Source organism: Alishewanella sp. HL-SH06 (assembly GCF_052656265.1).
Genome location: NZ_CP199752.1, coordinates 874165 through 898585 on the forward strand (window position 1 = coordinate 874165; position 24421 = coordinate 898585).

Below are 24421 nucleotides of genomic sequence, written 5' to 3' on the forward strand. Positions count from 1 at the left end.
GAGTTCATTAAAGCAGTACAGGGCAATAAGGCCGCAGCATACTGCTACTGCTCAGCGTGGCTGAGACAGACTAAGAATTCCGAGAACATTATGAGTAACTACTTTAATACCTTAAATTTACGTCAGCAATTAAGTCAATTAGGCCGTTGTCGTTTTATGGACAAAGCCGAGTTTGCTAACGGATGCGCTTTAATTAAAGACTGGAACATTGTTATCGTAGGTTGCGGTGCGCAAGGCCTAAACCAAGGCTTAAACATGCGCGATTCTGGCTTAAACATTAGTTATGCTTTGCGTGCTGAAGCGATTGCTGAAAAGCGCGCCTCGTTTCAAAAAGCCAGCAGCAATGGCTTTAAAGTAGGCACTTATCAAGAATTAATTCCAGCAGCGGATTTAGTTTTAAACTTAACACCAGACAAGCAGCACAGCAGCGTGGTTGATGCGGTAATGCCACTGATGAAGCAAGGTGCAACCTTAGCTTATTCACATGGCTTTAATATTGTTGAAGAAGGTAAGCAAATTCGTCCGGATATCACTGTAGTGATGGTTGCGCCTAAGTGCCCTGGTACTGAAGTACGGGAAGAGTACAAACGTGGCTTTGGTGTACCTACTTTAATTGCCGTGCATCCAGAGAATGATCCTAAAGGCCAAGGTTTAGAAATTGCTAAGGCTTACGCTTCGGCTACCGGTGGAGATCGTGCTGGTGTGTTGGAATCGTCATTCGTTGCGGAAGTTAAATCTGACTTAATGGGTGAACAAACCATCCTGTGCGGCATGTTACAAACAGGTGCCATCTTAGCGTTCGACAAGATGGTGGCAGATGGCATGGAAAGCGGCTACGCAGCAAAATTAATTCAATTTGGCTGGGAAACCATTACCGAAGCGCTGAAACACGGCGGCATCACCAACATGATGGACCGTTTGAGCAATCCGGCGAAGTTAAAAGCCTTTGATTTAGCAGAAGAGTTAAAACTGACTTTACGGCCATTATTTGAAAAACATATGGACGATATCATCAGCGGTGAGTTTTCACGCACCATGATGGCCGATTGGCATAATGATGACAAAAACTTACTGACTTGGCGTGAACAAACCTTAGACAGCGGTTTTGAACAAGCACCCGTGTCGGATGAAAAAATCGCTGAACAAGAGTTTTTTGACCGCGGCATCTTACTGGTTGCCATGGTAAAAGCCGGCGTAGAATTGGCTTTCGAGACGATGGTTGATGCAGGAATTATCGCTGAATCGGCTTACTACGAGTCTTTACATGAGACGCCGCTGATCGCTAATACTATTGCGCGCAAGCGTTTATACGAAATGAACGTGGTCATTTCAGATACCGCTGAATATGGTAATTACTTGTTTGCGCACGCTGCTATTCCACTGTTACGCGATACAGTAAACGCCATGAGCAGTGAACTGATTGGTAAAGGTTTAAGCAGCAGCCAAAATGGCGTTGATAACTTAAAACTTATCGCTGTAAATGAAGCCATTCGCCAACACCCGGTAGAAGTGGTTGGTAAGAAATTACGCGGTTATATGACGGCAATGAAACGAATTGTTGAGGCGAATTAATTCGTCTCCCTGAATGAAGTGGTTAGTGGTGATTAATTTGCAGCAGTGTTGCAGTTAATACCAGACCAATAATGATGTTATACGTGGACCTTGGTTGTTTTGCCCCGCTTGTCGGGGCTTTTTTTTGCCTGTTTGTTTTAAACTGAGTATGCTAATACGCTAAGTACTGGAGAATAATCATGAAAACAATCGCATTGGTAGCACATGACGGTAAAAAAGCTGCATTACTCGAATGGATCGAAAAACATCAGTCTTTTTTTGCCGATAAACAACTTATTGCAACCGGTACCACCGGAAAGCTGATCAGTGAAAAGTTACAACAACCGGTACGATGTATGGCCAGTGGTCCGCTGGGTGGCGATCAACAAATCGGTGCTTTAATTGCGGAACAACACATTGATTGGCTGATATTTTTTTGGGATCCCTTGTCATCACAGCCACATGATCCTGATGTTAAAGCGTTAATTCGTTTAGCGGTAGTATGGAATATTCCGGTGGCTTGTAATGTCGCCACAGCGGATTTTATCGTACATTCAAGTCTTTACCAGCAAGATTATCAGCGTTCAGTGCCTGATTTTCAGCAGCACAATAATCGGCTGCAAAAGAGCTAGTTTCGGTAAGCGAGCAAGCCAAGTGATGCATTCTTTGTTATAGCCCTGTCATGACAGGGCTATTTTATTGGGGTGCTTTAGCCTTGAAGTTAAGTGCTTTCGTGGTGAATTTAGCTTCAAACCAATATGTACTTATTGCGAATTGTTATTATTTGTGTTTAGATGTGCGCCTTAGGATCATCATCTCGTGGAGCTGTAATGAAATTCAATTCTGTCACCCTGTTAGTTGCTGCCGGTCTTACTTCTTGTTTATTCCATACTGCTGCGGCCTATGCCGATGAAGTCAATGTGTACTCTGCGCGGCAAGAAGAACTGATCAAGCCTTTACTGGATACCTTTACCGTACAAACGGGTATTAAGGTTAATTTAATTACGGGTAATGCCGATGAATTGATTACGCGTATGCGTAGTGAAGGCCGCAATAGCCCAGCTGATTTACTTCTGACGACCGATGTCGGCCGTTTAACCCGAGCGAAAGAGCAGGGGGTATTGCAAGGTGTTACCTCAGACAAATTAGTGAGCGCTATTCCTAGCACATTACGTGATACTGCCGGTGTTTGGTATGGCTTAACCGTTCGAGCTCGGCCCATTATGTATGTTGAGGGGAAGGTAGATCCGGCACAATTATCGACTATGGAAGATCTCGCTGATCCGAAGTGGAAAGGTAAAATTTGCGTGCGTTCTTCAAATAACATCTATAACCAATCTCATGTTGCTTCTATTATTGCACATGATGGCGCTGCGGTAGCCGAGCAGTGGGCTAAAGGGTTAGTGGCCAATTTTGCACGTCCACCACAGGGTGGCGATCGTGATCAAATCAAAGCCGCAGCAGCGGGTGTATGTGATATCGCTTTAGCCAACACTTACTACTTAGCCGGTATGTTAACTGATCCCGCTGAACAAGCGGCGGCAGCAAAAATGCGTATTTTCTGGCCTAATCAGCAAGATAATGGCGTACATATTAATATTTCAGGCGCGGGTGTAGCCGCTTTTGCTCCTAATAAAGCGAATGCGCTGAAATTGCTAGAATATATGGTAGAGCCAGAAGCGCAGCACTGGTATGCTGACGTCAATAATGAATACCCTGTTCGTAGTGACGTTAACATCAGTAAAGTGCTAGAGCAATTTGGTCGCTTCAAAGCCGATGAGTTACCGTTAGAACAGTTAGGCGAGTTTAATGCCGAAGCGATCCGGGTGATGGACCGCGCTGGCTGGCGTTAAACTACCCGTCGTAGTAGGAGCCGTCATCGTTGTTCAGAATACCGCTGTTTAATCGTTGGCGCTGGGCAGTATTACTGCCCGCCTTGTTGTTGGCGCTGCCGGTAATGATGGTATTCGCCAGTTTATTCTCTTGGCAAACAGCGGTTTGGCAGCATTTGCGCCAAACCGTTCTGCCTGATTATGTTCTCAATTCCCTGTTGTTAGCTGGCGGAACCGGTTTAGGTGCCTTAACGATTGGCACCGGCGCTGCTTGGCTGATTAGCCAATATCAATTTATTGGCCGACGTTATCTCGACTGGTTATTGTTATTACCCTTAGCCGTTCCCGCTTATATCATTGCTTACACTTATACCGGCATGCTTGACTTTGCTGGCCCTGTGCAGCAGCAATTACGTCACACTTTCGATTGGTCTTACGGTGATTATTGGTTTCCTGAGATCCGCTCGTTGGGTGGGGCGATATTGATGCTGTCATTAGTGTTATATCCTTATGTTTATATGTTGGCACGTAATGCTTTTTCTGAGCAGTCGGCGTCGTTATCTGAGGCGAGCCGCACCTTAGGTTTAACGCCGCGGCAGCATTTTTGGCAAGTCGCGTTACCTTTAGCGCGCCCGGCGATTTTAACCGGGATGGCATTAGCGATGATGGAAGCCTTTGCCGACTATGGCACCGTGCAATATTTTGGCGTGCCTACCTTTACCACGGGGATTTTTCGAACCTGGTTTGGGATGGGTAATGCGTTAGCCGCCGCGCAACTCGCCGCGCTGTTAACCAGTTTTGTGCTGTTTTTATTGTTGTTAGAGAAATGGTCACGGCGCAAAGTGCGTTATTATCATCAAGGTCAAAAACACAGTGCTGCGGCATTACGCCAAGTAAGCTTTGCTCGGCAATGTTTATTTCTGCTGTTGTGCACTCTGCCGGTATTATTGGGTTTTCTGTTACCGGCATGGCAGTTAGCCAGTTGGGCGCTTGGCAATTGGCACCGCACCTTGGATAGTGCTTTTTGGCAATTAGTTTGGAATAGTTTTTCTTTGGCCGCGGCGGCGGCTTTGTTGTCGGTACTGCTGGCGTTATTGTTTGCTTATGCGCGACGTTTACGCGACGATCCTTTAGTGCGATTCCCGGTACAATTAGCCGCGCTGGGCTATGCGGTTCCTGGCACGGTCATTGCCATTGGCGTGATGATCCCCTTGGCATGGTTTGATCAACGGATCGATTTACTTGCCGAGCAATGGTTTGGTGTCCGCACCGGTTTACTGTTTTCCGGTACTATTTTTGCGCTGCTGTTAGCTTACAGTGTGCGTTTTTTGGCAGTGTCATTACATGGTATTGAAGCCGGTTTAGCGCGAATAAAGCCTAATATGGATAATGCCGCGCGGTCTTTAGGTTTAGGGCCTTGGCAGGTGCTGCGGCGCGTGCATGTACCGTTGTTACGCAGTAGCGTGTTAACAGCGTTGTTGCTGGTGTTTGTTGATGTACTCAAAGAATTGCCCGCAACGCTGTTATTACGACCTTTTAATTTTAATACCTTAGCGGTGAGAGCGCATGAATTAGCTTCTGATGAGCGCTTAGCCGAAGCGGCCTTACCTGCGTTGGCTATTGTATTGGTGGGGCTGTTACCTGTGATTATTTTAGCGCGTTCCACTGAGCAACGTATGCGAGGAAACAAATAATGTTGGCATTAGAGCAACTGGCTGTCGCTTATGGCCCTCATAAAGTGGTCAATGACATTTCATTGACTTTAGCCCAAGGCCAAATTGGCTGTTTAGTGGGCCCTTCTGGTTGTGGTAAAACCACTATTTTACGCGCAATTGCCGGTTTTGAAGCGCCGGCCTCGGGTGTGATCCGCTTGCAAGGTCAACAGGTGAGTAATAGCACAACTCAGTTGGCGCCTGAATTACGCAAAGTGGGCATGGTGTTTCAAGATTTTGCGTTATTTCCCCATTTAACTGTTGCCGATAACATTGCCTTTGGCTTAAAAGATTTTAATAAAGCGCAAAAAGCAGAGAAAGTCAGCCGTTTATTACAGCTAGTGGGTTTGCCCGATCTGGGCAAACGGTATATTCATCAATTATCCGGCGGTCAACAACAGCGGGTGGCATTGGCCCGAGCCCTTGCTCCTGAGCCCAAGGTGTTATTACTGGATGAGCCTTTCTCCAGTTTAGATACCGAGTTTCGCGAAGTGTTAGCGCGGGATATTCGGATCATTTTAAAGCAATTACATATCACGGCGGTATTAGTCACTCACGATCAGTTTGAAGCCTTTGCAATGGCAGATATGATTGGCGTGATGCAACAAGGCCAGTTACAACAGTGGTCTACCCCTTATGAGTTGTATCATCGACCGGTTAATCGGTTTGTGGCTGACTTTGTTGGACGAGGCGTGATGTTGCCAGGCAAGATGTTAGATGCGCAACAAGTTGAAACCTGTTTAGGTGTTTTTCGGCAACGTTATTTAACGGACGTACAGACCGATGATTTAGTTGATGTCCTGATCCGGCCAGATGACATTGTGCATGATGATGACAGCCCAATTCAAGCTACTGTGTTGGAAAAAGCTTTTCGCGGTTCGCACATCCTGTATACCTTGGCGTTAGCGGGCAACGAGCAAGTTTATTGTTTAGCGCTAAGTCATCACAATCATGCGATTGGCGAGCATATTGGCATTCGTCTTGATCTTGATCACTTGGTGCTGTTTCCAAGGCTAACTTAAATATCTGGCTGAGTTACTTGCTCGGCTCTGGCAAAAGTTGATGCAGTAATTCAGCAAACTCGCCACTGTCTTTTAAGGCCTGCAAGCCCAGATCGAATTGCTGCTTTAAATATTCGCTATTAGGGTGATGTTTTGGAAAGGCGAGGTGCATGGGGTGGATTTCTAATGCTGGCTCCAGCCAATCTATTGCCGATTGCCGTAATTCAACAGGTAATCGCGAGAAAAAATATAAGCCACTTTGCAAATCTGCGGGGACGAAGTCCACGCGTTGCATCGCCAGCATTTTAAACAGTTGCTCTTCAGAAGCCACACTGACTTTACTCAAGTTACTTTGCTGCAGTAACGGCTGTTGCAGATAACCAGTAACGAACCCCAAAGTGCCATTGCCAGCTAACACGGTGTCAAGATTTTGTTTTACTCTGAAATCCGCTTTGCGTTTAAATAAAACAATGTGATTGGCATAAATCGGTTCGGAATACAGCCATTTCTCGGCACGCGCTTCGGTATACCAAATGGCAATCACCCCAGAATACAATCCCTGTTTAGTATCATGCATCGCGCGGGCAAAAGGCATGAATGCCACGTCAATATTGAGTTGTTGTTTGGCAAAGGCGCGCCGCACAATCTCAATAACCACACCTTGCTTGACAAGATCAGTACCATAATGTGGCGGATATTCGCTGCTAGCGAAGATTATCGGGTTATGAGTTAAAGGGGTTGCAGAAAGACTTGAACAGAAAAGCAGGCTGTTTATTAAAAAAACGTAGTGTGAGATTTTGCCGAAAAAGTGACTCACAAGAAAGCTTATCCCTGTAAACACAGTGTTATCTGAATTGAGTTTAGCAGAGCACGAGCAAAGAAAAAAGGCGCGCTTTACTAGCCGCACCTCCAGGGAAAAAGTTGGCTTAACGTAAAAATGCCGCGATCTTGTCAGCAACAGCGCTAATATTCAGCACGCCATCTAAATGACCAAATTGCCCGGGAATTTCAGCATAAGTAGCATTGTCTTGATTCATTACCGCAACGCTTTGTTTCGACATCTCCGCTAGTAATAATTGATCACCCGTCGCCGGTAAAAACAGCGTTTTCGCCGTCACTTTGGCTAATGCCGCTTGCCAGTTATCGCCCATGCCGGCGCGAAATAACTGCGATGCTCGAATGAGGTAAAGAATATGATTGGCATCTTGCACACTGGCACGCGTGGCGGCTTGTTCCATCAACTGTTGCCAAGCTGAAAAAGGCGCCAAAATATCATTGTGCGGCGCGCGATCTGTAGCAGGAGCAGGAAAACGTGCATTAAAACTGCTTGGATAAAGCGCGTCTTGCGTAATATAAGCCACGGCAGTGGCTAAACCGGCACGGGGCTGACCTTGTTCATAATAATCACCCTTATTCCAAGCGGGATCGTGTTTAATAGGGTAAGCCCAGCGCTCTAAGCGCACCGCAGCCCAGGCATCAATGTATGCTGTGCCAATCACCGGTAATAAGCGTTCAACCCGCTCTGGGTAGCGCACCGCCCATTCAATCGCTTGAAAAGAGCCCATTGATGCACCAATTACCGCATGCAGTTTTTTAATACCGAGGCTATCTAATAAATGGCGCTGCACTTCGACAAAATCACCGACGGTGACAACGGGAAAGCTTAATCCCCAGGGCTTGCCGGTGGCAGGGTTGATGGTTGCAGGCCCCGTGGTAATCACATTAGGATCATACACATTAGCATTGACGAGTGTGTCGACGCTTATTACATAAAACTTATTAGTATCAATGGCTTTGCCAGGGCCGATAATCGCATCCCAATAACCCGGTGCGGCGTCATCCGCATGATATTTACCGGCAGCATGCGACGTGCCAGAAAAAAAATGTGTAATAAGAATCACATTAGACTTATCAGCGTTAAGCTTGCCATAGGCTTCCCAACCTACTTTTACCGGATGAATAATTTGGCCATTATCGGTTTTAAAGTTATCAATGCTAAACGCTTGTTTAGTAACGAGTAATGGCTCAGCTGAACTGCAGCTACTTAACAGCAATAAGCTGGCTAGCAGCAAAGAATAAATAGAACGCATAACTGTTTTCCTTAAAACCATTGAAACAAGGTAATGGCTAATATCACACCAAGTACCGGCATCAATACGCTAACCACGGCGACCGGCCAGTAAGCATTTTGATGTGATTCGCCACAGATAGCACGGATAGTCGTAACGACATAGCCATTATGCGGCAGTGAGTCGAGTGCGCCGGATGAGATCGCCACGACACGGTGAAGTTGTTCGGCATCGACACCGCGATCTAAATAAGTCGGCGCAATTTCAGGTAACGCAATAACTTGACCGCCCGAGGCCGAGCCGGTTAACCCTGCAATGGCACTGACCGCGACCGCCGCACCAATTAACTCTGGGCCAGGTAAATGCGTCATATATTCAACCACTTGATTAAACGCGGGCGTTAGCTTAGCCACACCGCCAAAACCGACAACGGCAGCGGTATTACCGATAGCGAGTAACGCACCTAGCACGCCTTCATTGGTAGCCGCGCCAGGGTTGTGAATAAAACGGAAGGTTAATAAATACAAACTAACGACACCACCGGTTAGGGCAATAATTAAGGCTGCTTGCTGTAAACTGTCGTGTAATAAAAATGAGGTCACTAACACCACTAATAAAGGAATTAACCCCGTTAGCCAATGCGGTAACGGTTTATCGGTAACCGTCGGATCGCTGGCGCGACTGACAAATTGCTCACCCTTTGCTTGTGCATTTTTGATCATCCACATCAGCGCTAAATAGCCGCCAACCGCCATGAAAACCGCGACTATGATGCTGACTTGCCACCCAGCGTAAGGGGTGGTGCCAAGATATGGGATTGGGATCCAGTTTTGAATTTCTGGAGAGCCTGCTGACGTCATGGTAAAGGTCACAGAGCCCAAGGCTAGTGTGGCTGGAATAAAGCGCCGTGGTAAATTGGCCCCTTTAAACAAGCTCACCGCCATGGGGTAAGCAGAAAAAGCCACGACAAATAAACTGACACCACCATAGGTTAATACGGCACACGCTAACACAATGGCTAACACAGCGCGGGTATGGCCTAGTCGTTTGACAATCGCCAAGGCGACTGCATCTGCCGCACCGCTGTGTTCCATCAACTTACCAAATAAGGAGCCGAGTAAAAACATCAGGAACCACGCGGCGACAAAGCTAGAGAAGCCTGCCATATAACCATGCACAAAATCGAGCTTATCGTTTAGCTGCCAAAAGGGGATACCGTTTGTTAACGCCACCAACAGCGCACAGAGTGGGGCGGTGATGAAGAGGTTGAAGCCGCGCATCGTTAACACGATGAGTAAACCTAAACCCAGTAATAATCCGAACAGACTTAACATGGAGTAATCCTTGTTTTTATTTTTTCTTAGTCTGATACAGTCTGCTCTGCCTCACCATAGTACTAAGGTACAGGTTAATATTTCTGCGATCACGGCTACTCTATGGATAAGAACTTACAAATCTATAATTCCAAATAGACAGCAACATCTGCAATCAACAGGAGAGCCCCATGGCCAAGAATAATAAGATTGAGCAAGCTTCAACGATCTACCCGCGCTTCTTTCAACCCAGTCTCTTGGCATTAGCCGTAAGCAGCTGTTTAATGGCGCCTGCTTTCGCTCAAGAAAGCAACAGCAATGACGATGAAGTAAAATTAGAACGGATTGAAGTGACTGCTCGACGCACAGTAGAAAACTTACAAACGGTACCCGTGGCAGTAACGTCACTTGGTGAAGAAGAATTAGCCCAGCGTGGTATCGATAATATTACGTCGGTTCAGCAATACTCACCGAACACCACTTTGCAAGTATCACGCGGTACTAATAGCACTTTAACGGCTTATATTCGTGGTATTGGTCAGCAAGATCCGTTATGGGGTTTTGAGCCTGGCGTAGGTATTTACATTGATGACGTATATATGGCTCGCCCGCAAGGTGCAGCCTTAGATGTTTATGATGTAGAACGCATTGAAGTTCTGCGTGGTCCACAGGGTACCTTATATGGTCGTAATACCATTGGTGGTGCGGTTAAATATGTTACTAAAGAACTAACCGGCGATACGGCTTTTGCTGTGCGCGGTACCATCGGTACTGATAATCAGCAAGATTTTAAAGTATCGGGCCAGGTCGGTTTAACGGATAACTTATTTGTCAGCGGCGCCATTGCCAGCTTTAACCGTGATGGTTTTGGTACTTATTTAAATACCGGTGCTGATAACTACGACAAAGATGTGCAATCTGGCCGTGTGAGTGTGCAGTGGAATGCCGCAGACAATTTTAGCGTGCGCTTCAGCGCCGATAAAACAGTCGATAAGTCGAATTCAAAAGGCGGCTTTCGTTTAACGCCAAGTTTATTGGTTCCTAATCAGCCATTAACTGACAGCGTGTATGACTCCTATACCAGTATGCCCGCTGACAACAAAGTGGATACGGAAGGTCAATCGTTAACCTTAACGTGGGATCTTAACGATAACTGGACGGTGAAATCGGTGACCGCCAGACGCAAAGGTGTTACCGATACCAATATTGATTTTGACTCTACGCCATTACAGTCTTTAGATGTACCGGCGTTTTACGAAGATGAGCAAACCTCTCAAGAGCTGCAGTTATTATTTAGTGGCGATAAGTTTAAAATGGCCTCGGGTTTATATTATTACACCGGTGAAGCCTGCGGTGCCTTCGGTACTGTTATTGTGGCTGGTGCAGGTGTGACTGTCGAAAATGGCGGTTGTGTAGACACCGACAGTATTGCCGCTTATGCTCAAGGTACTTACGAGTTAACTGACAAGCTATCGTTAACCGCGGGCGGTCGTTACACCAAAGATGACAAAGATGCGACCTTAGACCGCAGATTGTATTTGGGCTACAAAGGCCCACGTGATGCTGCTGCGCCAGGTACCTTATTACAAGTACAAACCGATTTTAGCGGTAGCGAAAGTTTTAGCCATTTCTCACCACGTGTAGGTGCAGAGTACCAGTACAGTAATGATTTAATGTATTACGTGAGCTACACCGATGGCTTTAAATCGGGTGGTTTTGATATGCGTGCGGTTGAAATTGTTAACCCTAACGCCACCGACCCATACCAAGAAGAAACCGTTGATACCTATGAGTTTGGTATAAAAAGTGAATGGTTAGATCAGCGTTTACGTATGAATGCGGCGGTCTTCCATTCTTCTTATGAAGATATGCAAGTTACCGTGCAACGTGCGGTAGGTAATAACGTTGCCTCGCAAGTATTAAACGCGGCCAGCGCCGATATTAACGGTGCTGAAGTGGAAGCCTTATTTGCAGCAACCCGTGATTTGGAAATCACCGCGATTGTCGGTTACATTGACGCGTCGTTTAACAAAGTAGAGTTCTTTGACCCAGTATCGCAAGCGGTGGTGGATGTCTCTAATGTTTGGGGATTTGCTAATACGCCAGAATTAACGGCAACTTTAGCGAGCCGTTACACCGTAGAAACCGATTTTGGTAGCTTAGTGTTTAATGCTAACTTAGCGTATCGCGGCGCGACGCAAATTTTTGAAGTACCTTCAGTACTTGATTACGGCGGCTATACCTTGATTAATGCCGGCGTAAACTGGTACTCAAATGATGGTTTCTGGGATGTGTCGCTACAGGGTAAAAACTTAGGTGATAAGCAAGCGCGTATTGCCGGTTACAACTTTGCGCTGTTAGCGGGTGAGCAGACGATTACCGGTTATTACATTGACCCACGGACAGTAAGTTTGACTGTTGGCTATCGTTTCTAATCTAGAAAAACCTTGCCGGGGCGAAAGCCCCGGTTCATTATGGGCAAAATTGTCCTGAAGTATTGTTATGATTGCTATTATTGCTGATGACCACCCCTTGTTCCGCGTTGCACTGTCGCAAGCTTGCGCGGCGATTTTAGGTAAAGATGCCTTGTTGTTGCAGGCACAAACCATGCAGCAAGTTTGGCCCTTACTCCGTCAACATCCTGATACTCACTTTATTTTTCTTGATTTAAAAATGCCAGGTTCCGACGGTTTCACGGGCCTTACCGCACTTCGTACAGAATATCCTGATGTGCCGGTTATCATGGTGTCTGCAGAAGAAGATCCGGTGATTATTAAGCAAGCACTGGCACTCGGTGCGGCTGCTTATATTCCTAAATCAGCACCGCTAGAATTATTGTCTGAAGCCATTAATGCCGTATCCAATGGCGATACCTGGTTACCCACCGAGTTAGCCGATGATGTGAAAAACGCCCGTGCTTTAATTGATCATGACTTTGCGCAGCGGCTAGAACAACTCACCCCACAGCAGTTTCGGGTGTTAAAAATGATTGCCGATGGTTTGTTAAATAAGCAAATTGCCTATGAAATGAATGTGCAAGAAACCACGATCAAGCAGCATGTGTCGGCGATTTTGCGCAAACTTAATGTCAATAATCGTACCTTGGCCGGTATCTTATTTGAGAAGTTAAAACTACCTGAACAGTATGACTAATCAGTACGTTTTTGTTAGGTAGGCTCAGTCGCAAGCTGAAACTGCGCTTTGTATTGCTGGGTAATCTCTAGTAACTGACCATCTTGTAATAAATAGATCTGTGCGGCATTCAATATGGTTTCTGGCCGGTGCGCGATAATAATACGCGTCATATTAAGTTGCTTAATAGCCTGATTAACATAGTGCTCTAATTGTACGTCTAAATGGCTGGTGGCCTCATCCATAAACAAAATCTTCGGTTTACGATACAGTGCTCTGGCCAGCAAAACGCGTTGTTTTTGGCCACCCGACAGGGAACTGCCCATATCCCCCACCAAACTGTTATACCCCATCGGCATGGCACTGATATCATGATGGATCCCAGCCAATTGGGCCGCCTCATGCACCTGCTGCATATTTAACTCGGGATCAAAAAAGCTGATATTTTCTGCCAAACTACCGGATAACAGTTGATCGTCTTGCATCACCGCAGCGATTTGACTGCGGTAATGGCGCAAGCCTAGCTGTGTTATTTCAATGCTATCTACCAAAACTTTACCGTTTTCGGCCGTTAATAACCCCAGCATTAATTTCATTAACGTGGTTTTGCCCGTGCCAGAAGGGCCAATAATGGCAATATTATCGCCAGCTTTCACGGTTAAATTTAACTGGTTAAATAACCAAGGCTCATTGCTGGCATAGCGAAACTGCAGATCGGTAAGCGTCAAATTGCCGCTGATGGTTCGGTAAGGGTTAGTCAGGCCCTCTCGTTCTTGTTCGGTTAAGGCAATATCGGCTAAACGGTCGAGATGTAAACGCGTCATTTTTATTTCAATCAATTTATCAATCAGCGCTGCGGTACGGTTAGTAAACTGACTTTTATAGGCGATAAAAGCAAATAGCATCCCAACGGTCATGTCGCCGCTCATCACAGTTAATGCGGCAAGATAGACTACCAGCACATTTTCAACGCCAAATAACAGGTGATTGGTGCTTTGCCAGCCAAGTTGCCATTTGCCTAAACGGTAATTTTGATTAATCGCATCAGCATAGCGATTTTGCCAGACATTTAAGCGCTGAGCTTGTTGCCCAAACAATTTGATGCTTTGCATGCCGCGTACCGATTCCATAAAGTTGGTTTGCTCTTTGGCGCTGGCCATAATGCTGGTTTCAGTCAGTTGATGCAGTGGGCGATAAAGTAGAAAACGGATAGCGGCATAAAGCATAACGGCAATCACCACCACTAACGCCAGTTTTGGGCTGTATAAATACATCATAATTAGCACAGCTAAGGCCATAATACCGTCGATAACACCTTCTACTAAGCTGTTGGTAAATAACTCTCGCACGGCATGCAGCGAGCCAAAGCGTGATACGACATCGCCCATATGGCGTTTAGCAAAATAACTCAGCGGCAGGTGTAATAAGTGGCGCATTAAATTGGTGGCCATTTGTACGCTTAATACCGAGCCTAAGTGCAGCACCACCCAACCACGCAGCGTTTGGGTAACGACTTGAATTAACACTAATAAGCCAAAACCCAAAGCGAGCACAATGAGCAATGGCTTATCATGACTAATTAATACTTCATCCACCACGAGTTGGGTGTAGTAAGGGGATGCCAGCAAGAACAGCTGTAACAATAATGACAAGATAAAAAGTTTAGATAATGAAGGCCATAAGCCAGCGGCTTTTTGCCAAAAGGCGGTGAGTTTGAGTTTTACCCGTTCATCAACCTGGCTAAATTCTGAGGTGGGCGTAAGCTCCAGCGCAACACCGGTGAAGGCTTTATCTACCTCTTTTAACGACAATCGCCGTTCTCCCATGGCCGGATCGAGAATACTAATACCGTTTCGATGCACTTTACGCAGCACCACAAAGTGGTTCATTTCCCAATGCAAAATGCAGGGCGTTTTTAACTTAGCGAGATCTTCTAGTTCCAATTTAAGTGCGCGACCTGCCAGTCTCAACTGATTAGCCAACACCATCAGTTGCTGCAAATTCGCACCTTTAAATGACACGCTATAGCGATTGCGCAGCGTGGTGAGATCCAGCTGATGGCCATGGTGGTTAGCAATCATCGCCATACAGGCGAGCCCGCATTCAGCGGCTTCGGATTGGTAGATCATTTTAAAAAGTTATTAGATAATTTAAATGGGAATAGCACAGTTGTGCATCTCGCTTAATAAAAAATGACTAAGATCGATCAGTGAACTAATGTTGGAGTTTTTGGATTTTTATGAATTTATATCGATATGGTCCATAATTCCCTCATCTACTTTTTTAGTTTTTTGTATAAAGCGAAATTGAATTTTGTTTAGGTTTTGCATTTTTTAATTGCGACTTTGCTATTTTTCTTTATCTTCTTTATTTTTTGGTATAGATAATTTTACTATTAATATAATAAATGCGATAAATATAAGTCCGATAGGAAATATCATTGGGATAATGTAATCTAACTTTGTAAGTGGTAGATCTTCATTTATTTTTTGGAAGATGTTTATAAGCCCTAGACTTATAAAAAAAAGCATTAAAAATGTTATTGGTAAATAATCTTTCATTTTAAATTCCTTAAGAAGAAGAAGGTGGCTGCCACCTTCTTCTAATGTTTATTTGTTAGCTAAATAAACAAATGTACCAACTACTGAACCTAAGACTATCCCTACACCAAGCCCTATAGGACCTGCAATTCCACCTATTTTTGCTCCAATAGCAGCACCGGCTTTTGCAGTGGCCAACCCTGAGGTGGTTCCCGCGATACCTGCTGCTAGATTAGTTGGGGAATTACCACCTGATACTTGATTTAACTCAGAAATTTGTAAATTTCTCATATTTCTCTCCTTGAGTTAATTTTTAGTCAGAAGATGACCAGTTATAATTCCTGTTAATGCAGCTATGCCCGCTCCAACTGCTGCTCCAATAACGGAACCTGCTGGTCCTCCAACAGCGCCAATTTTTGCACCTATGGTTGCTCCTATTTTCATTCCGCCAGCTGCTCCTGTGACAGCACCGCCTATGCCTCCTGCGATAGCGCCATAATGTCCACCACCACTCACTTCTTCAACTTGCTCAAATGTAAGTTCTTGCATAATATCTCTCCTAGAGACGATTACAGTTAAGGTTAAAGACGCCCTTTCAGGCTGAAAATCGGCTCTAGCAACCAGCTTAATAAGCTGCGTTGCTCAAGCACGATATCTGCGCTTAGCAGCATGCCCGATTGCAGCGGGACGCTGCTGCCGTAAGCGCGGATCTCTTGCGAGTCCAGTGCTACCGCAACGCGGTAGACGGGCTCTTGAATAGCAATTGGCATTTCCACTTCATTCGGTAACAAAATCGCCTCACCGGTTGTTAACACTTCGCCCTCATATAAACCAAAACGCTGATAAGGAAAGGCGTCAAAGCGTAAGCGAGTGCGCTGGCCTGGGCTAACAAACCCAAAAGCACGGGTGGGCACCAGCAAAATAGCTTGGAGCTGTGCTTGCTCCGGTAAGATAGTTAAAAGTGGTAAATGACTGTGGGTATATTTACCTAGCTCGGCGACTAAATTGGTGACTCGGCCGCTGACTGGGGCAGTGATCAGCAATTGATTACGCGCTTGTAGCTCTAATTGTTGCTGCTGCAGCCGTGAAAATTCTGCCTCTAATAAAGCGAGTTGCTGCTGTTGCTCCGTAGGTAAACGCTGCAGCTGACCCTCAAGTTGTGACAGTGCGGCGAGCTGACTTTGCCGCGTTAATTGCTGTTCAGTGACTTGTTGTTTTAATAACAGCAGGTTTTCTTGTTGTACTTGCCAATCCAGCTCGCTAATGGCGCCTTTTGCTTGCAAGCTGCTCAGCTTATCTAAGCGTTGTTGTTGCAGTTGCAGCCGATTGGCAACCAGGGCGGTTTGCTGCTGTTGTTCAGCCAATAGTGCCTGCTGATAACCCATGCGGCTTTGCAATTCTTGTTGCTGCTGTTGATAGTGCAGTACTAGCTGTTCGCGTCGAGCGGTGAGTAATTGTTGCTGTTGTTGTAAGCTCAAGCTTAAGCTACCGACTAAGCTACTGCCTTCGGCTAAATAGTCCGGTACATTAACTAACAGTAGCGGTTGACCTTGGCTGACCATAGCGCCATCTGCAACATAAAGTTCACTGATCACTCCTGCACGTGCGGCATGCACCTTGGCGATACCCATATCTGGCTGCAAATAACCATTGACGGTGGCTTTACGATTAAAGTCAGCCTGAGCTAAAAAAATGACAATACCGCAAACCAGCACTAATAAACTGACTGTCAGCACAGTGCTACTGAGCGGTTGGGCGATCACCACCTCTCCCTCTAAGCGCTGCGCTTGCTGTTTCAGTGCGGCTTGTCTAAATAAAGGCTGCTGGCTCATTTGTCATTTTATTGTTAATTAAAAGTGATTTTTAAGATAGTTTATGGCTTGAAAGTCGTAAAGCAAATCAACAGAATAATTTTTTATAAAAACATTATTGTTAATGCCGCGTAATTATAAAAAGGATGTTATTTAAGTTTTAAACGAAGAGGGCTGGCGCTATTTTAATAGACGCTGAAATAAACGTTTTAATGCGACGGGTTTCAGAGGTTTCAGCAAGAAATAGAAACCGCTACTTAGTGCTTGTTCTCGGATTAATTGATCATGATCAGCAGAGTGAATGATCACTGGAACACTGAGGGCAAAGTGACTGGTTAATTGAATCGCAACGTCGATACCGGTAGCACCATTATCGAGGTGATAGTCAAATAAACAGAGATCGGGTTGAAAGCCTTGTTGTAGTGCGGCTAGAACATCACCAGGCTGTTGTAAAGCGAGCACTTCACATTGCCAGCTTTGCAATAACGCAGCGACGGCATGCAGCAGTTGTGGTTCGTTATCAAGTAGCAGTACTTTTTTCCCAGCAAAGCTGGCACTAATATCGCTAATTGTTGCAGTGCTCTCAAGCGGTGCCGGTACCAAGTGGGCGCGAGGTAATAACAAGCTAAAGCAACTGCCGCGGCCTTCCACCGATTGCACCGTTAAGGTGTGATTTAAAATAGCGCTGATCCGGTGAGAAATCGCTAAGCCTAAACCTAAGCCTTTTTGATCGGGTTGGCTACCTTGTTGAAACTCCTCAAAAATACGCTGCTGATCGGCCAGCGCAATACCAACACCGGTATCCAATACACAAATTTGTAGTTGCTCGCCGCGGCGTTTCACACCTAAAACAATTTTTCCTGCAGGGGTATAACGGATGGCATTCGCCAGTAAATTCTGTAGGACACGTTTTAACAGTTTGCGATCAGTATTCACTACTAGTTTTGTGCTATGCAGCTTAAATTTTAAGCCCTTTTTCTCGGCTAAAATGGTGGCATCACGGGCAATGTCTTCTAACAATATTTGCACACTCACCGGTTGATGACGTGCTTTAATTACCCCTGAATCGAGTTTGGTTAAGTCGAGGATAGCCGTCAGTAATTCCTCGGCAGAATTGAGGGAGTGGCTCAAGTTTTCACTTAATTGTTTTAATTCGGGTTCCGTCACTTTTTGCCGTAACAAGCTAGCGAATAAAGCCGCGGCATTAAAAGGCTGCATTAAGTCGTGCCCAGCGGCAGCAAAAAAACGGGTTTTGGCTTGCGTACTTATTTCGAGCTGCTGTTGGGTTTGTTGTAATTGAGCATTTAACTGCTGTAGGGCGCTGGTGCGCTCGGCTACGCGTTGTTCAAGTAGTTGATTACTTTGCTCTAATTGTTGCTGCACGGCAATAAAAGAGCTGATGTCGGTATAGGTAGTAACAAAGCCGCCGCCGGGTAAGGGGTTACCTTGTATCTCTAACACGCGACCATCTTGTTGTTCGCGCTGCACCCGATATTGACTGCCTTGGCGTAAAAAGCCAATGCGTTTAGCCACTTCGCTTTCAATATCGGCGCTATCAATTAAACCGCGTTGCATATTAAAACGGATTAACTCAGCAACTGGGCGACCTACTTCGACCATCGCCGGTGGGTAATCAAACATCTCGATATAGCGCTGATTCCAGGCAATAACGCGTTGATCGGCATCGACTACGGCGATACCTTGGCTGATGTTATCAATAGTGGAGAGCAATAAATTCTGATTAAAGCGAAAAACTTGGCTGGCTTCGTCGACAAAGCGTTCAACGGTTTCCATCGGCAAACGGCCATGTCGACCACTGGCATCCATAATTAAACGCATCGAAGCGCCGCCTAATACTGCTGCCAGGCTGCGCTCAGTGGCTTGAATTACATTAATCGGCGCTAAACGCTGCAATTCGCTTTGGTTGTCTTTGGTGTTGCGTTGTAACAGGCGCTGGGCTTCGCGTTCTCCTGCGAAACGTCGAACTAATAAGTAACACTCTTGAATGGTCAGTTGTTGTAATGGTCTGGCTGGGGCTTCACGGCTGCTGCGCAAAAAGCGGCCGCTTTGCAGCCATTCACTAATACCAGTATTGGTTAATTGGCTCACCAGTAAGGTCATTACACAGTTAACGCTTAAACTGAGTAATACCCCCAGCGTAATGCTATCGCCTTGCCAGCCAAATAAATGTTGTGGGGCTAACCAACTTACGCCAAAAGGCCCTGTTAAAGGTATTTGACTGCTGATAATGCCGGCCCGCACGAGTTCAGGGAACAGCAATACATAAGCCCAAATTAAGGCGCCACTGCCCAAACCTGTTATGGCACCTCGCCGATTTATTTGACGTGAGAACAGCCCCATAATTAGCGAAGGTGCTAACTGTGCCACTAAAGCAAATGCCATTAAGCCGAGTTGCGCTAACCCGGTGCCAGTGCCAATAAACCGGTAATAAATAAAACCGAGCGTGAGTACCACGATCATGGCTAAACGTCGTACAGTCGCCACTTTAATCAGTTTTTGTTGATCATTGGCTAGGTTGTTTCGACGAAACAATAACGGCACTAGCAATTCGTTGGTGATCAAAATCCCCAGTACAACGGTGGCGATCACAACCATACTGGTGGCCGCCGAGAAACCGCCAATATATGCTAGCAAGGCAATATCGGTGCGATTAGCCGCGAGCGGCAGTTGTAGAATCACTAAATCGAGATTGGCGTTTTCACCCAGTAACATAATACCGGCTAAACCTAAGGGCAGGCTAAAGGCGCCCATCAATAATAAGTACAGCGGAAAAACCCAGCGCGCGTTGCGCAAATGGCTCAACTTTTGGTTTTCGACAAAGCTGACATGGAATAACCAAGGCAAACAAAGGGTAGCCGCAAAACCCAGTAATACATGGATCCAATAGGTGTACGTAGGCAAGCGCTGACGTTGAATTTGCTGTACAGCGTTACTGTCGGCGGCTAATTCAAAGATGTTACCTACGCCGTCAAAGATGCCCCATGCAACAAATATCGCAATGGCTAACAACGCAAACAGTTTAACTAGCGACTCAAAGGCAATGGCGGTCATTAAACCGGGGTTCGGCTGGTGGGCGCGTGCGCTTTTACCGGCAAACAGCAGCGCAAACACTGCCATCCATAAACACACATAAAGCCCGGTATCGGTATACCAATGCTCTCCGGTTTCCACTTTCACTAAGGTGTTAATACTGGTCGCAACGGCGTGCAGTTGCAGCGTGATATAGGGGATCACCGTCATCAATAAAATTAACGTGATCATCACCGCTAACAGCCGCGAATGGCCAAAACGGGTGGCAATAAAGTCAGCAATAGAGGTGATGCGATAGCGCCGGCACGCTACAGCGACGCGGGCGAGCAATTTAAAGCCAAACCAAAACAGGATAAAAGAGCCAATATAGGTGGGGGGCAGCCACCAGCCATTTACCACGGCTTGAGCCGTAACGCCATAAAAAGCCCAGGATGTGCAATATATGGATAAGGCTAAACTAAACACCCAGGGCGCAAGCGGATGCTGTGCGGTAATTCGTCGGCCGAACAGGCCAACGCAATATAGCACCAACAAATACAGCAGTGATATGGCGGCAAGGGTGGCTAAACCGATACCGCTACCATTTTGAATCATTGCAGAGGCAGAGCTCGTCAATACATAATACTCTGATTGTGCCTGAGTTTTACTGGTTCAGCTAGCGTGCTGTCCAGCCACCATCCAATACCAAGGTTTGCGCCGTAATGTGTTTGGCGGCCGGTTGGCACAAAAATAAGGCGGTTTCAGCAATTTCACTGACATCAATAAAAGCCTTTTGTGGCATCGGCGCTAGCATAATTTGTTCAATGACCTGCTGCTCGGTTAAGTTATGCTCTTTAGCTTGGGCACTAATTTGTTTTTCTACCAATGGCGTTTTAACATAAGCTGGGCAAATGGTGTTGATGGTAAAGTTCTTATCTGCGTTTTCCAGTGCGATCACTTTACTAAAGCCCAGTAAACCATGCTTGGCTGCTACATAGGCCGATTTAAACGGCGATGCCACTAACGCATGGATAGAACCAATGTTGATCACCCGACCAAAGTTTTGTTGCTGCATATGCGGCAACATGGCCCGCGTTAACATGGCGGGGCCGGTTAGCATCACATCCAATAATAATGCCCATTTCTCTGGTGGAAAGTCTTCTAAGCGAGCAACATGCTGAATACCTGCATTATTAATTAAAATATCTGCTGGAAATTGTGCGGCACATGCGGCAATTTGCTCGGCATTGGTGACATCTAATACAAAGGCGTCGGCGATATATCCGGCAGCGGTGAGCTCTGCCGTTTTGCTCTTCAGTAATTCAGCATTTAAATCGGCCAACACCACAGCATGACCTGCTTTAGCAAAGGCTTCGGCAACGGCAAAACCAATGCCGCCGGTGGCTCCAGTAACGACTACGCGCATAATAACTCTCCTATAAATAATACTTAACATGCTAAGAAAGCTGGCGTCTTACTTCAACGGTACTTTAGTGCTATGTGTGCCATGCGTGTGGTTAACCAATACAGTTTAGGGCATTAAAATGCTTTTTATTGGGCTTAACCAAAGCGACAATCTGCAGCGAAATGACCACAATAAAGGTTCGCCAGTGAGTGGCTTTTAACGATGAAAGTAAAGCGGTAAAAGGTTTGCAGCTTTGCGCTACTGATTTCCTGTGATAGATTTAGCGCTTTTACAATTCACCAGAACGGTACTTGAGCAGCCAGCAAGGCAAACCAACCTTGGCGCTTATTAAAATAAAAACCGTCTGGTTTGCAATAACGCTGTCTTATTGCGCCACCTTTGACCAAGAGGATCCGATTGATGACGAATTCCAGCAAAACGCCAAACGGCGTTGCGGAAAAACGTGGCTGGTTTACCCGATTTCTCGATACTGTAGAATTTTTAGGTAATCTGCTCCCACACCCTGTAACTTTATTTGCTTGTTTTGCTATTGCCGTGGTTTTTGGCAGTGGTATCGCCGCTTACTTTGATTTTAGTGCGATTGATCCAAGACCTGTGGGTACCTCTGGCCGCGCAGCCGACGGCACCATTCAGGTGGTAAGCCTGATGACGGTTGATGGCTTACAGCGGATTATTTCAAATTTAGTCACTAACTTTACCAGTTTCGCGCCTTTAGGCGTGGTGTTAGTGGCCTTGCTGGGTGTCAGTGTGGCGGAGCACTCCGGCTTAATTTCTGCGGCGATGCGTGGCTTAGTGATGAATGCATCAAAACGCATGGTCACGGTCACGGTTGTGTTTGCCGGTATCATTTCTAATACAGCCTCAGAGCTGGGTTATGTGGTGCTCATTCCGATGGCTGCCTTAATTTTTTACTCGTTAGGCCGTCATCCATTAGCCGGTTTAGCTGCCGCTTTTGCTGGTGTTTCAGGCGGTTACAGTGCCAACTTATTTATTGGTACGGTCGACCCCTTACTGGCAGGCTTTACCACTTCAGCGGCGAATTTAATTGATCCAAACTATGTCGTTGGCCCCGAAGCTAACTGGTGGTTTATGATTGTCAGTACCTTTGTAATTGCTGCGCTCGGTGCTTTAGTCACAGAAAAAATCGTTGAGCCAAAACTGGGCAAATACAACCCGAATGAAGCTTCGGTTGATTTGGGTGAGCAAAAACTCGATGCACTGACGCCTCAAGAAAAACGCGGTTTAAAAGCGGCGGGTTTAACGTTTTTATTCTTAGGCATTTTGCTGGCGCTCAGTATCGTGCCAGAAAATGGTGTGTTACGGCATCCCGAAACCGGCTTGGTAGATAACTCCCCGTTTCTTAAAGGCATCGTTGTTTTTATCTTTATTACTTTTGGTATTCCGGGTTACGTTTATGGTCGCATTGTTGGCACCATGAAAAGCGATCGTGATGTGATTGATGCCATGGCTAAAAGCATGAGCTCGATGGGTCTTTATATCGTGCTGGTGTTTTTTGCGGCGCAGTTTGTCGCGTTTTTTGGCTGGTCAAATTTAGGGGCGATATTTGCGGTAAAAGGCGCCACCTTGTTACAAAATATTGGTTTAACCGGGCCAGAACTCTTCGTGTTTTTTATCGCGATGTGTGCTTTTGTCAATTTGTCTTTGGGCTCTGCCTCTGCACAGTGGGCGATTTTCGCACCCATTTTTGTGCCGATGCTGATGATTGTCGGTTACTCACCAGAGGTGATTCAGGCGGCTTACCGTATTGGTGATTCAGTCACTAACCTCATTACGCCAATGATGAGCTATTTTGGGCTTATTTTGGCGGTGGCCTCTCGTTATAAAAAGAACATGGGGATCGGTACGCTGATTGCCACCATGCTGCCTTACACCATGGTATTTTTTGTGGGTTGGGTCCTTTTATTTTATACATGGGTGTTCTTATTAGGAATGCCCGTGGGGCCAAATGCCCCGACCTATTACGAATTCACACAGTAATTGGTGATCAGGCTTACCGCTGCTTGAAAGCTGTGATATAACATGGCTCAGGCAGCGAAGCAGCAGTCTGTATAACGTCAGGCTTGTTCCGCCTTACTGCGGGCCGACCGTTCCATAGCCAGGTTAATGAGTGAGATGCTGCAGCGAACCAACACAACATACTTAATTTAAAATTTAGAGAGCAGAGTAGTATATGGCAGAAAATAAAGTAGTGGCGTTACACAAAGAAGGTCACGCCAAAACCAAGATCAATACGCAAAATCTTTTTCAACACATTGCTAATGAGCATATGTTACCGGTTGTAGTACATGAGTTTGTGGTTGCGGGTGCTGAATTCCCTATCGTTTTTGTTAAAGATCAATCGGGTGAAAATTTCCAACCCGTGGTGTTATTAGGTTTATCAGCGCAGCAAAACCTGGTGATCAAAGATGGCAAGTGGGACGGTATGTATGTTCCTCGTGTTGCTCGTAATTACCCTCTAGTGCTAGTACAAGATCAGCCAGGTAGTGATCGTTTAATCGTGGCTATCGACGAATCGTCTGAGCGTGTGAACGACACTGAAGGTTTTGCCTTGTTTAATGAAGACGGCACTGAAAGCGACTACTTAGTTGCTCGTAAACAGCAAATGGCAGATTTTGTTGATTTTAGCCAAATTACTCATAACTTCACGCTAAAAATGCAAGAGTTAGGCCTAATTAAAGAGCAAGTGCTTACTGTTACCATCAATGAAGAAAAGCGTAATATCAACGGTATTAACATGATTGATGATAAAGCGTTGAATGAATTAAGCGATGAAACCTTCCTTGAATTACGTAAGTTAGGTTACTTAACTGCGATTTATGCTCACCTGATGTCACTTCAGCATACGCAAAAATTAGTGCAAAAGTTAGCCGCACGTGATGCCGCCGCTGTTGCAAAAACAGAATAAGGCCAAAGCTAAGCGGTTACCGTTACAGTAACCGCCAGTGCAATAAGAAAAGGGCGCAGTTTTACTGAGCCCTTTTTT

19 protein-coding genes are annotated in these 24421 nt (G+C 45.8%); 9 read left to right on the top strand and 10 right to left on the bottom strand.

Annotated elements, in window-relative coordinates; genetic code table 11:
- Positions 1-90 precede the first annotated feature (90 nt).
- The 5 genes from ilvC to ACUJFK_RS03980 all read left to right on the top strand — a co-directional run bounded on the left by ilvC (position 91) and on the right by ACUJFK_RS03980 (position 6117).
- Entirely contained in the window at positions 91-1572 is a 1482-nt protein-coding gene (gene ilvC, locus ACUJFK_RS03960) for a ketol-acid reductoisomerase (protein WP_306177200.1), read from the top strand.
- Positions 1573-1751: 179 nt separating this feature from the next.
- Positions 1752-2183: a methylglyoxal synthase gene (locus ACUJFK_RS03965; RefSeq protein WP_226749382.1), complete on the top strand. Its 432-nt coding sequence runs from the start codon at positions 1752-1754 to the stop codon at positions 2181-2183.
- A 198-nt stretch (positions 2184-2381) separates the two neighbouring features.
- Positions 2382-3404, top strand: coding sequence for a Fe(3+) ABC transporter substrate-binding protein (locus tag ACUJFK_RS03970; RefSeq protein WP_306177198.1), 1023 nt, complete (start codon positions 2382-2384; stop codon positions 3402-3404).
- A gap of 104 nt (positions 3405-3508) precedes the next feature.
- Positions 3509-5077 (top strand): ABC transporter permease, encoded by a 1569-nt coding sequence (locus tag ACUJFK_RS03975; RefSeq protein WP_445426756.1) that lies wholly within the window; start codon positions 3509-3511, stop codon positions 5075-5077.
- Entirely contained in the window at positions 5077-6117 is a 1041-nt protein-coding gene (locus ACUJFK_RS03980) for an ABC transporter ATP-binding protein (protein WP_445426147.1), read from the top strand. Before ACUJFK_RS03975 ends, ACUJFK_RS03980 begins: the two co-directional genes overlap by 1 nt.
- 13 nt (positions 6118-6130) lie before the next feature.
- Here the strand turns inward: ACUJFK_RS03980 and ACUJFK_RS03985 are convergent, their stop codons facing one another.
- From ACUJFK_RS03985 to ACUJFK_RS03995, 3 genes are read right to left on the bottom strand one after another with little or no spacing between them, the layout of a single operon-like run.
- Positions 6131-7003 (bottom strand): substrate-binding periplasmic protein, encoded by an 873-nt coding sequence (locus ACUJFK_RS03985; protein WP_445426148.1) that lies wholly within the window; start codon positions 7001-7003, stop codon positions 6131-6133.
- 19 nt (positions 7004-7022) lie between these two features.
- Positions 7023-8186 (bottom strand): E22 family MetX-like putative esterase, encoded by a 1164-nt coding sequence (locus tag ACUJFK_RS03990; RefSeq protein ID WP_226749387.1) that lies wholly within the window; start codon positions 8184-8186, stop codon positions 7023-7025.
- An 11-nt stretch (positions 8187-8197) separates the two neighbouring features.
- On the bottom strand, positions 8198-9499 hold the full coding sequence (locus ACUJFK_RS03995) for a GntP family permease (RefSeq protein ID WP_226749388.1): 1302 nt from the start codon (positions 9497-9499) through the stop codon (positions 8198-8200).
- 170 nt (positions 9500-9669) lie between these two features.
- On the opposite strand from ACUJFK_RS03995, the gene ACUJFK_RS04000 reads away from it, so the two are divergent.
- Together ACUJFK_RS04000 and ACUJFK_RS04005 are read left to right on the top strand one after the other, a co-directional pair.
- On the top strand, positions 9670-11913 hold the full coding sequence (locus ACUJFK_RS04000; RefSeq protein WP_445426149.1) for a TonB-dependent receptor: 2244 nt from the start codon (positions 9670-9672) through the stop codon (positions 11911-11913).
- A gap of 67 nt (positions 11914-11980) precedes the next feature.
- Entirely contained in the window at positions 11981-12631 is a 651-nt protein-coding gene (locus ACUJFK_RS04005; protein ID WP_306177190.1) for a response regulator transcription factor, read from the top strand.
- A gap of 14 nt (positions 12632-12645) precedes the next feature.
- Here ACUJFK_RS04005 and ACUJFK_RS04010 read toward each other — a convergent pair whose 3' ends face one another.
- From ACUJFK_RS04010 to ACUJFK_RS04040, 7 genes are all read right to left on the bottom strand, one after another.
- On the bottom strand, positions 12646-14739 hold the full coding sequence (locus ACUJFK_RS04010; protein WP_445426150.1) for a peptidase domain-containing ABC transporter: 2094 nt from the start codon (positions 14737-14739) through the stop codon (positions 12646-12648).
- Between the two features lie 219 nt (positions 14740-14958).
- On the bottom strand, positions 14959-15171 hold the full coding sequence (locus tag ACUJFK_RS04015) for a hypothetical protein (protein ID WP_445426151.1): 213 nt from the start codon (positions 15169-15171) through the stop codon (positions 14959-14961).
- Between the two features lie 48 nt (positions 15172-15219).
- The gene (locus ACUJFK_RS04020) at positions 15220-15441 is read right to left on the bottom strand and encodes a hypothetical protein (RefSeq protein ID WP_445426152.1); all 222 of its coding nucleotides are present in this window, start codon (positions 15439-15441) and stop codon (positions 15220-15222) included.
- A gap of 15 nt (positions 15442-15456) precedes the next feature.
- Positions 15457-15699, bottom strand: a complete 243-nt coding sequence (locus ACUJFK_RS04025) for a hypothetical protein (RefSeq protein ID WP_445426153.1) — start codon at positions 15697-15699, stop codon at positions 15457-15459.
- Positions 15700-15731: 32 nt separating this feature from the next.
- Positions 15732-16982 (bottom strand): HlyD family secretion protein, encoded by a 1251-nt coding sequence (locus ACUJFK_RS04030; protein WP_445426154.1) that lies wholly within the window; start codon positions 16980-16982, stop codon positions 15732-15734.
- 159 nt (positions 16983-17141) lie between these two features.
- Complete coding sequence (locus ACUJFK_RS04035) at positions 17142-20627, bottom strand: PAS domain-containing hybrid sensor histidine kinase/response regulator (RefSeq protein ID WP_445426155.1); 3486 nt, start codon at positions 20625-20627, stop codon at positions 17142-17144.
- A 40-nt stretch (positions 20628-20667) separates the two neighbouring features.
- The gene (locus ACUJFK_RS04040) at positions 20668-21417 is read right to left on the bottom strand and encodes a 3-hydroxybutyrate dehydrogenase (RefSeq protein WP_226749396.1); all 750 of its coding nucleotides are present in this window, start codon (positions 21415-21417) and stop codon (positions 20668-20670) included.
- Positions 21418-21816: 399 nt separating this feature from the next.
- On the opposite strand from ACUJFK_RS04040, the gene ACUJFK_RS04045 reads away from it, so the two are divergent.
- On the top strand, positions 21817-23415 hold the full coding sequence (locus ACUJFK_RS04045; RefSeq protein WP_445426156.1) for an AbgT family transporter: 1599 nt from the start codon (positions 21817-21819) through the stop codon (positions 23413-23415).
- Positions 23416-23608: 193 nt separating this feature from the next.
- Positions 23609-24343, top strand: a complete 735-nt coding sequence (locus tag ACUJFK_RS04050) for a SapC family protein (protein ID WP_445426157.1) — start codon at positions 23609-23611, stop codon at positions 24341-24343.
- Positions 24344-24421: the final 78 nt, after the last annotated feature.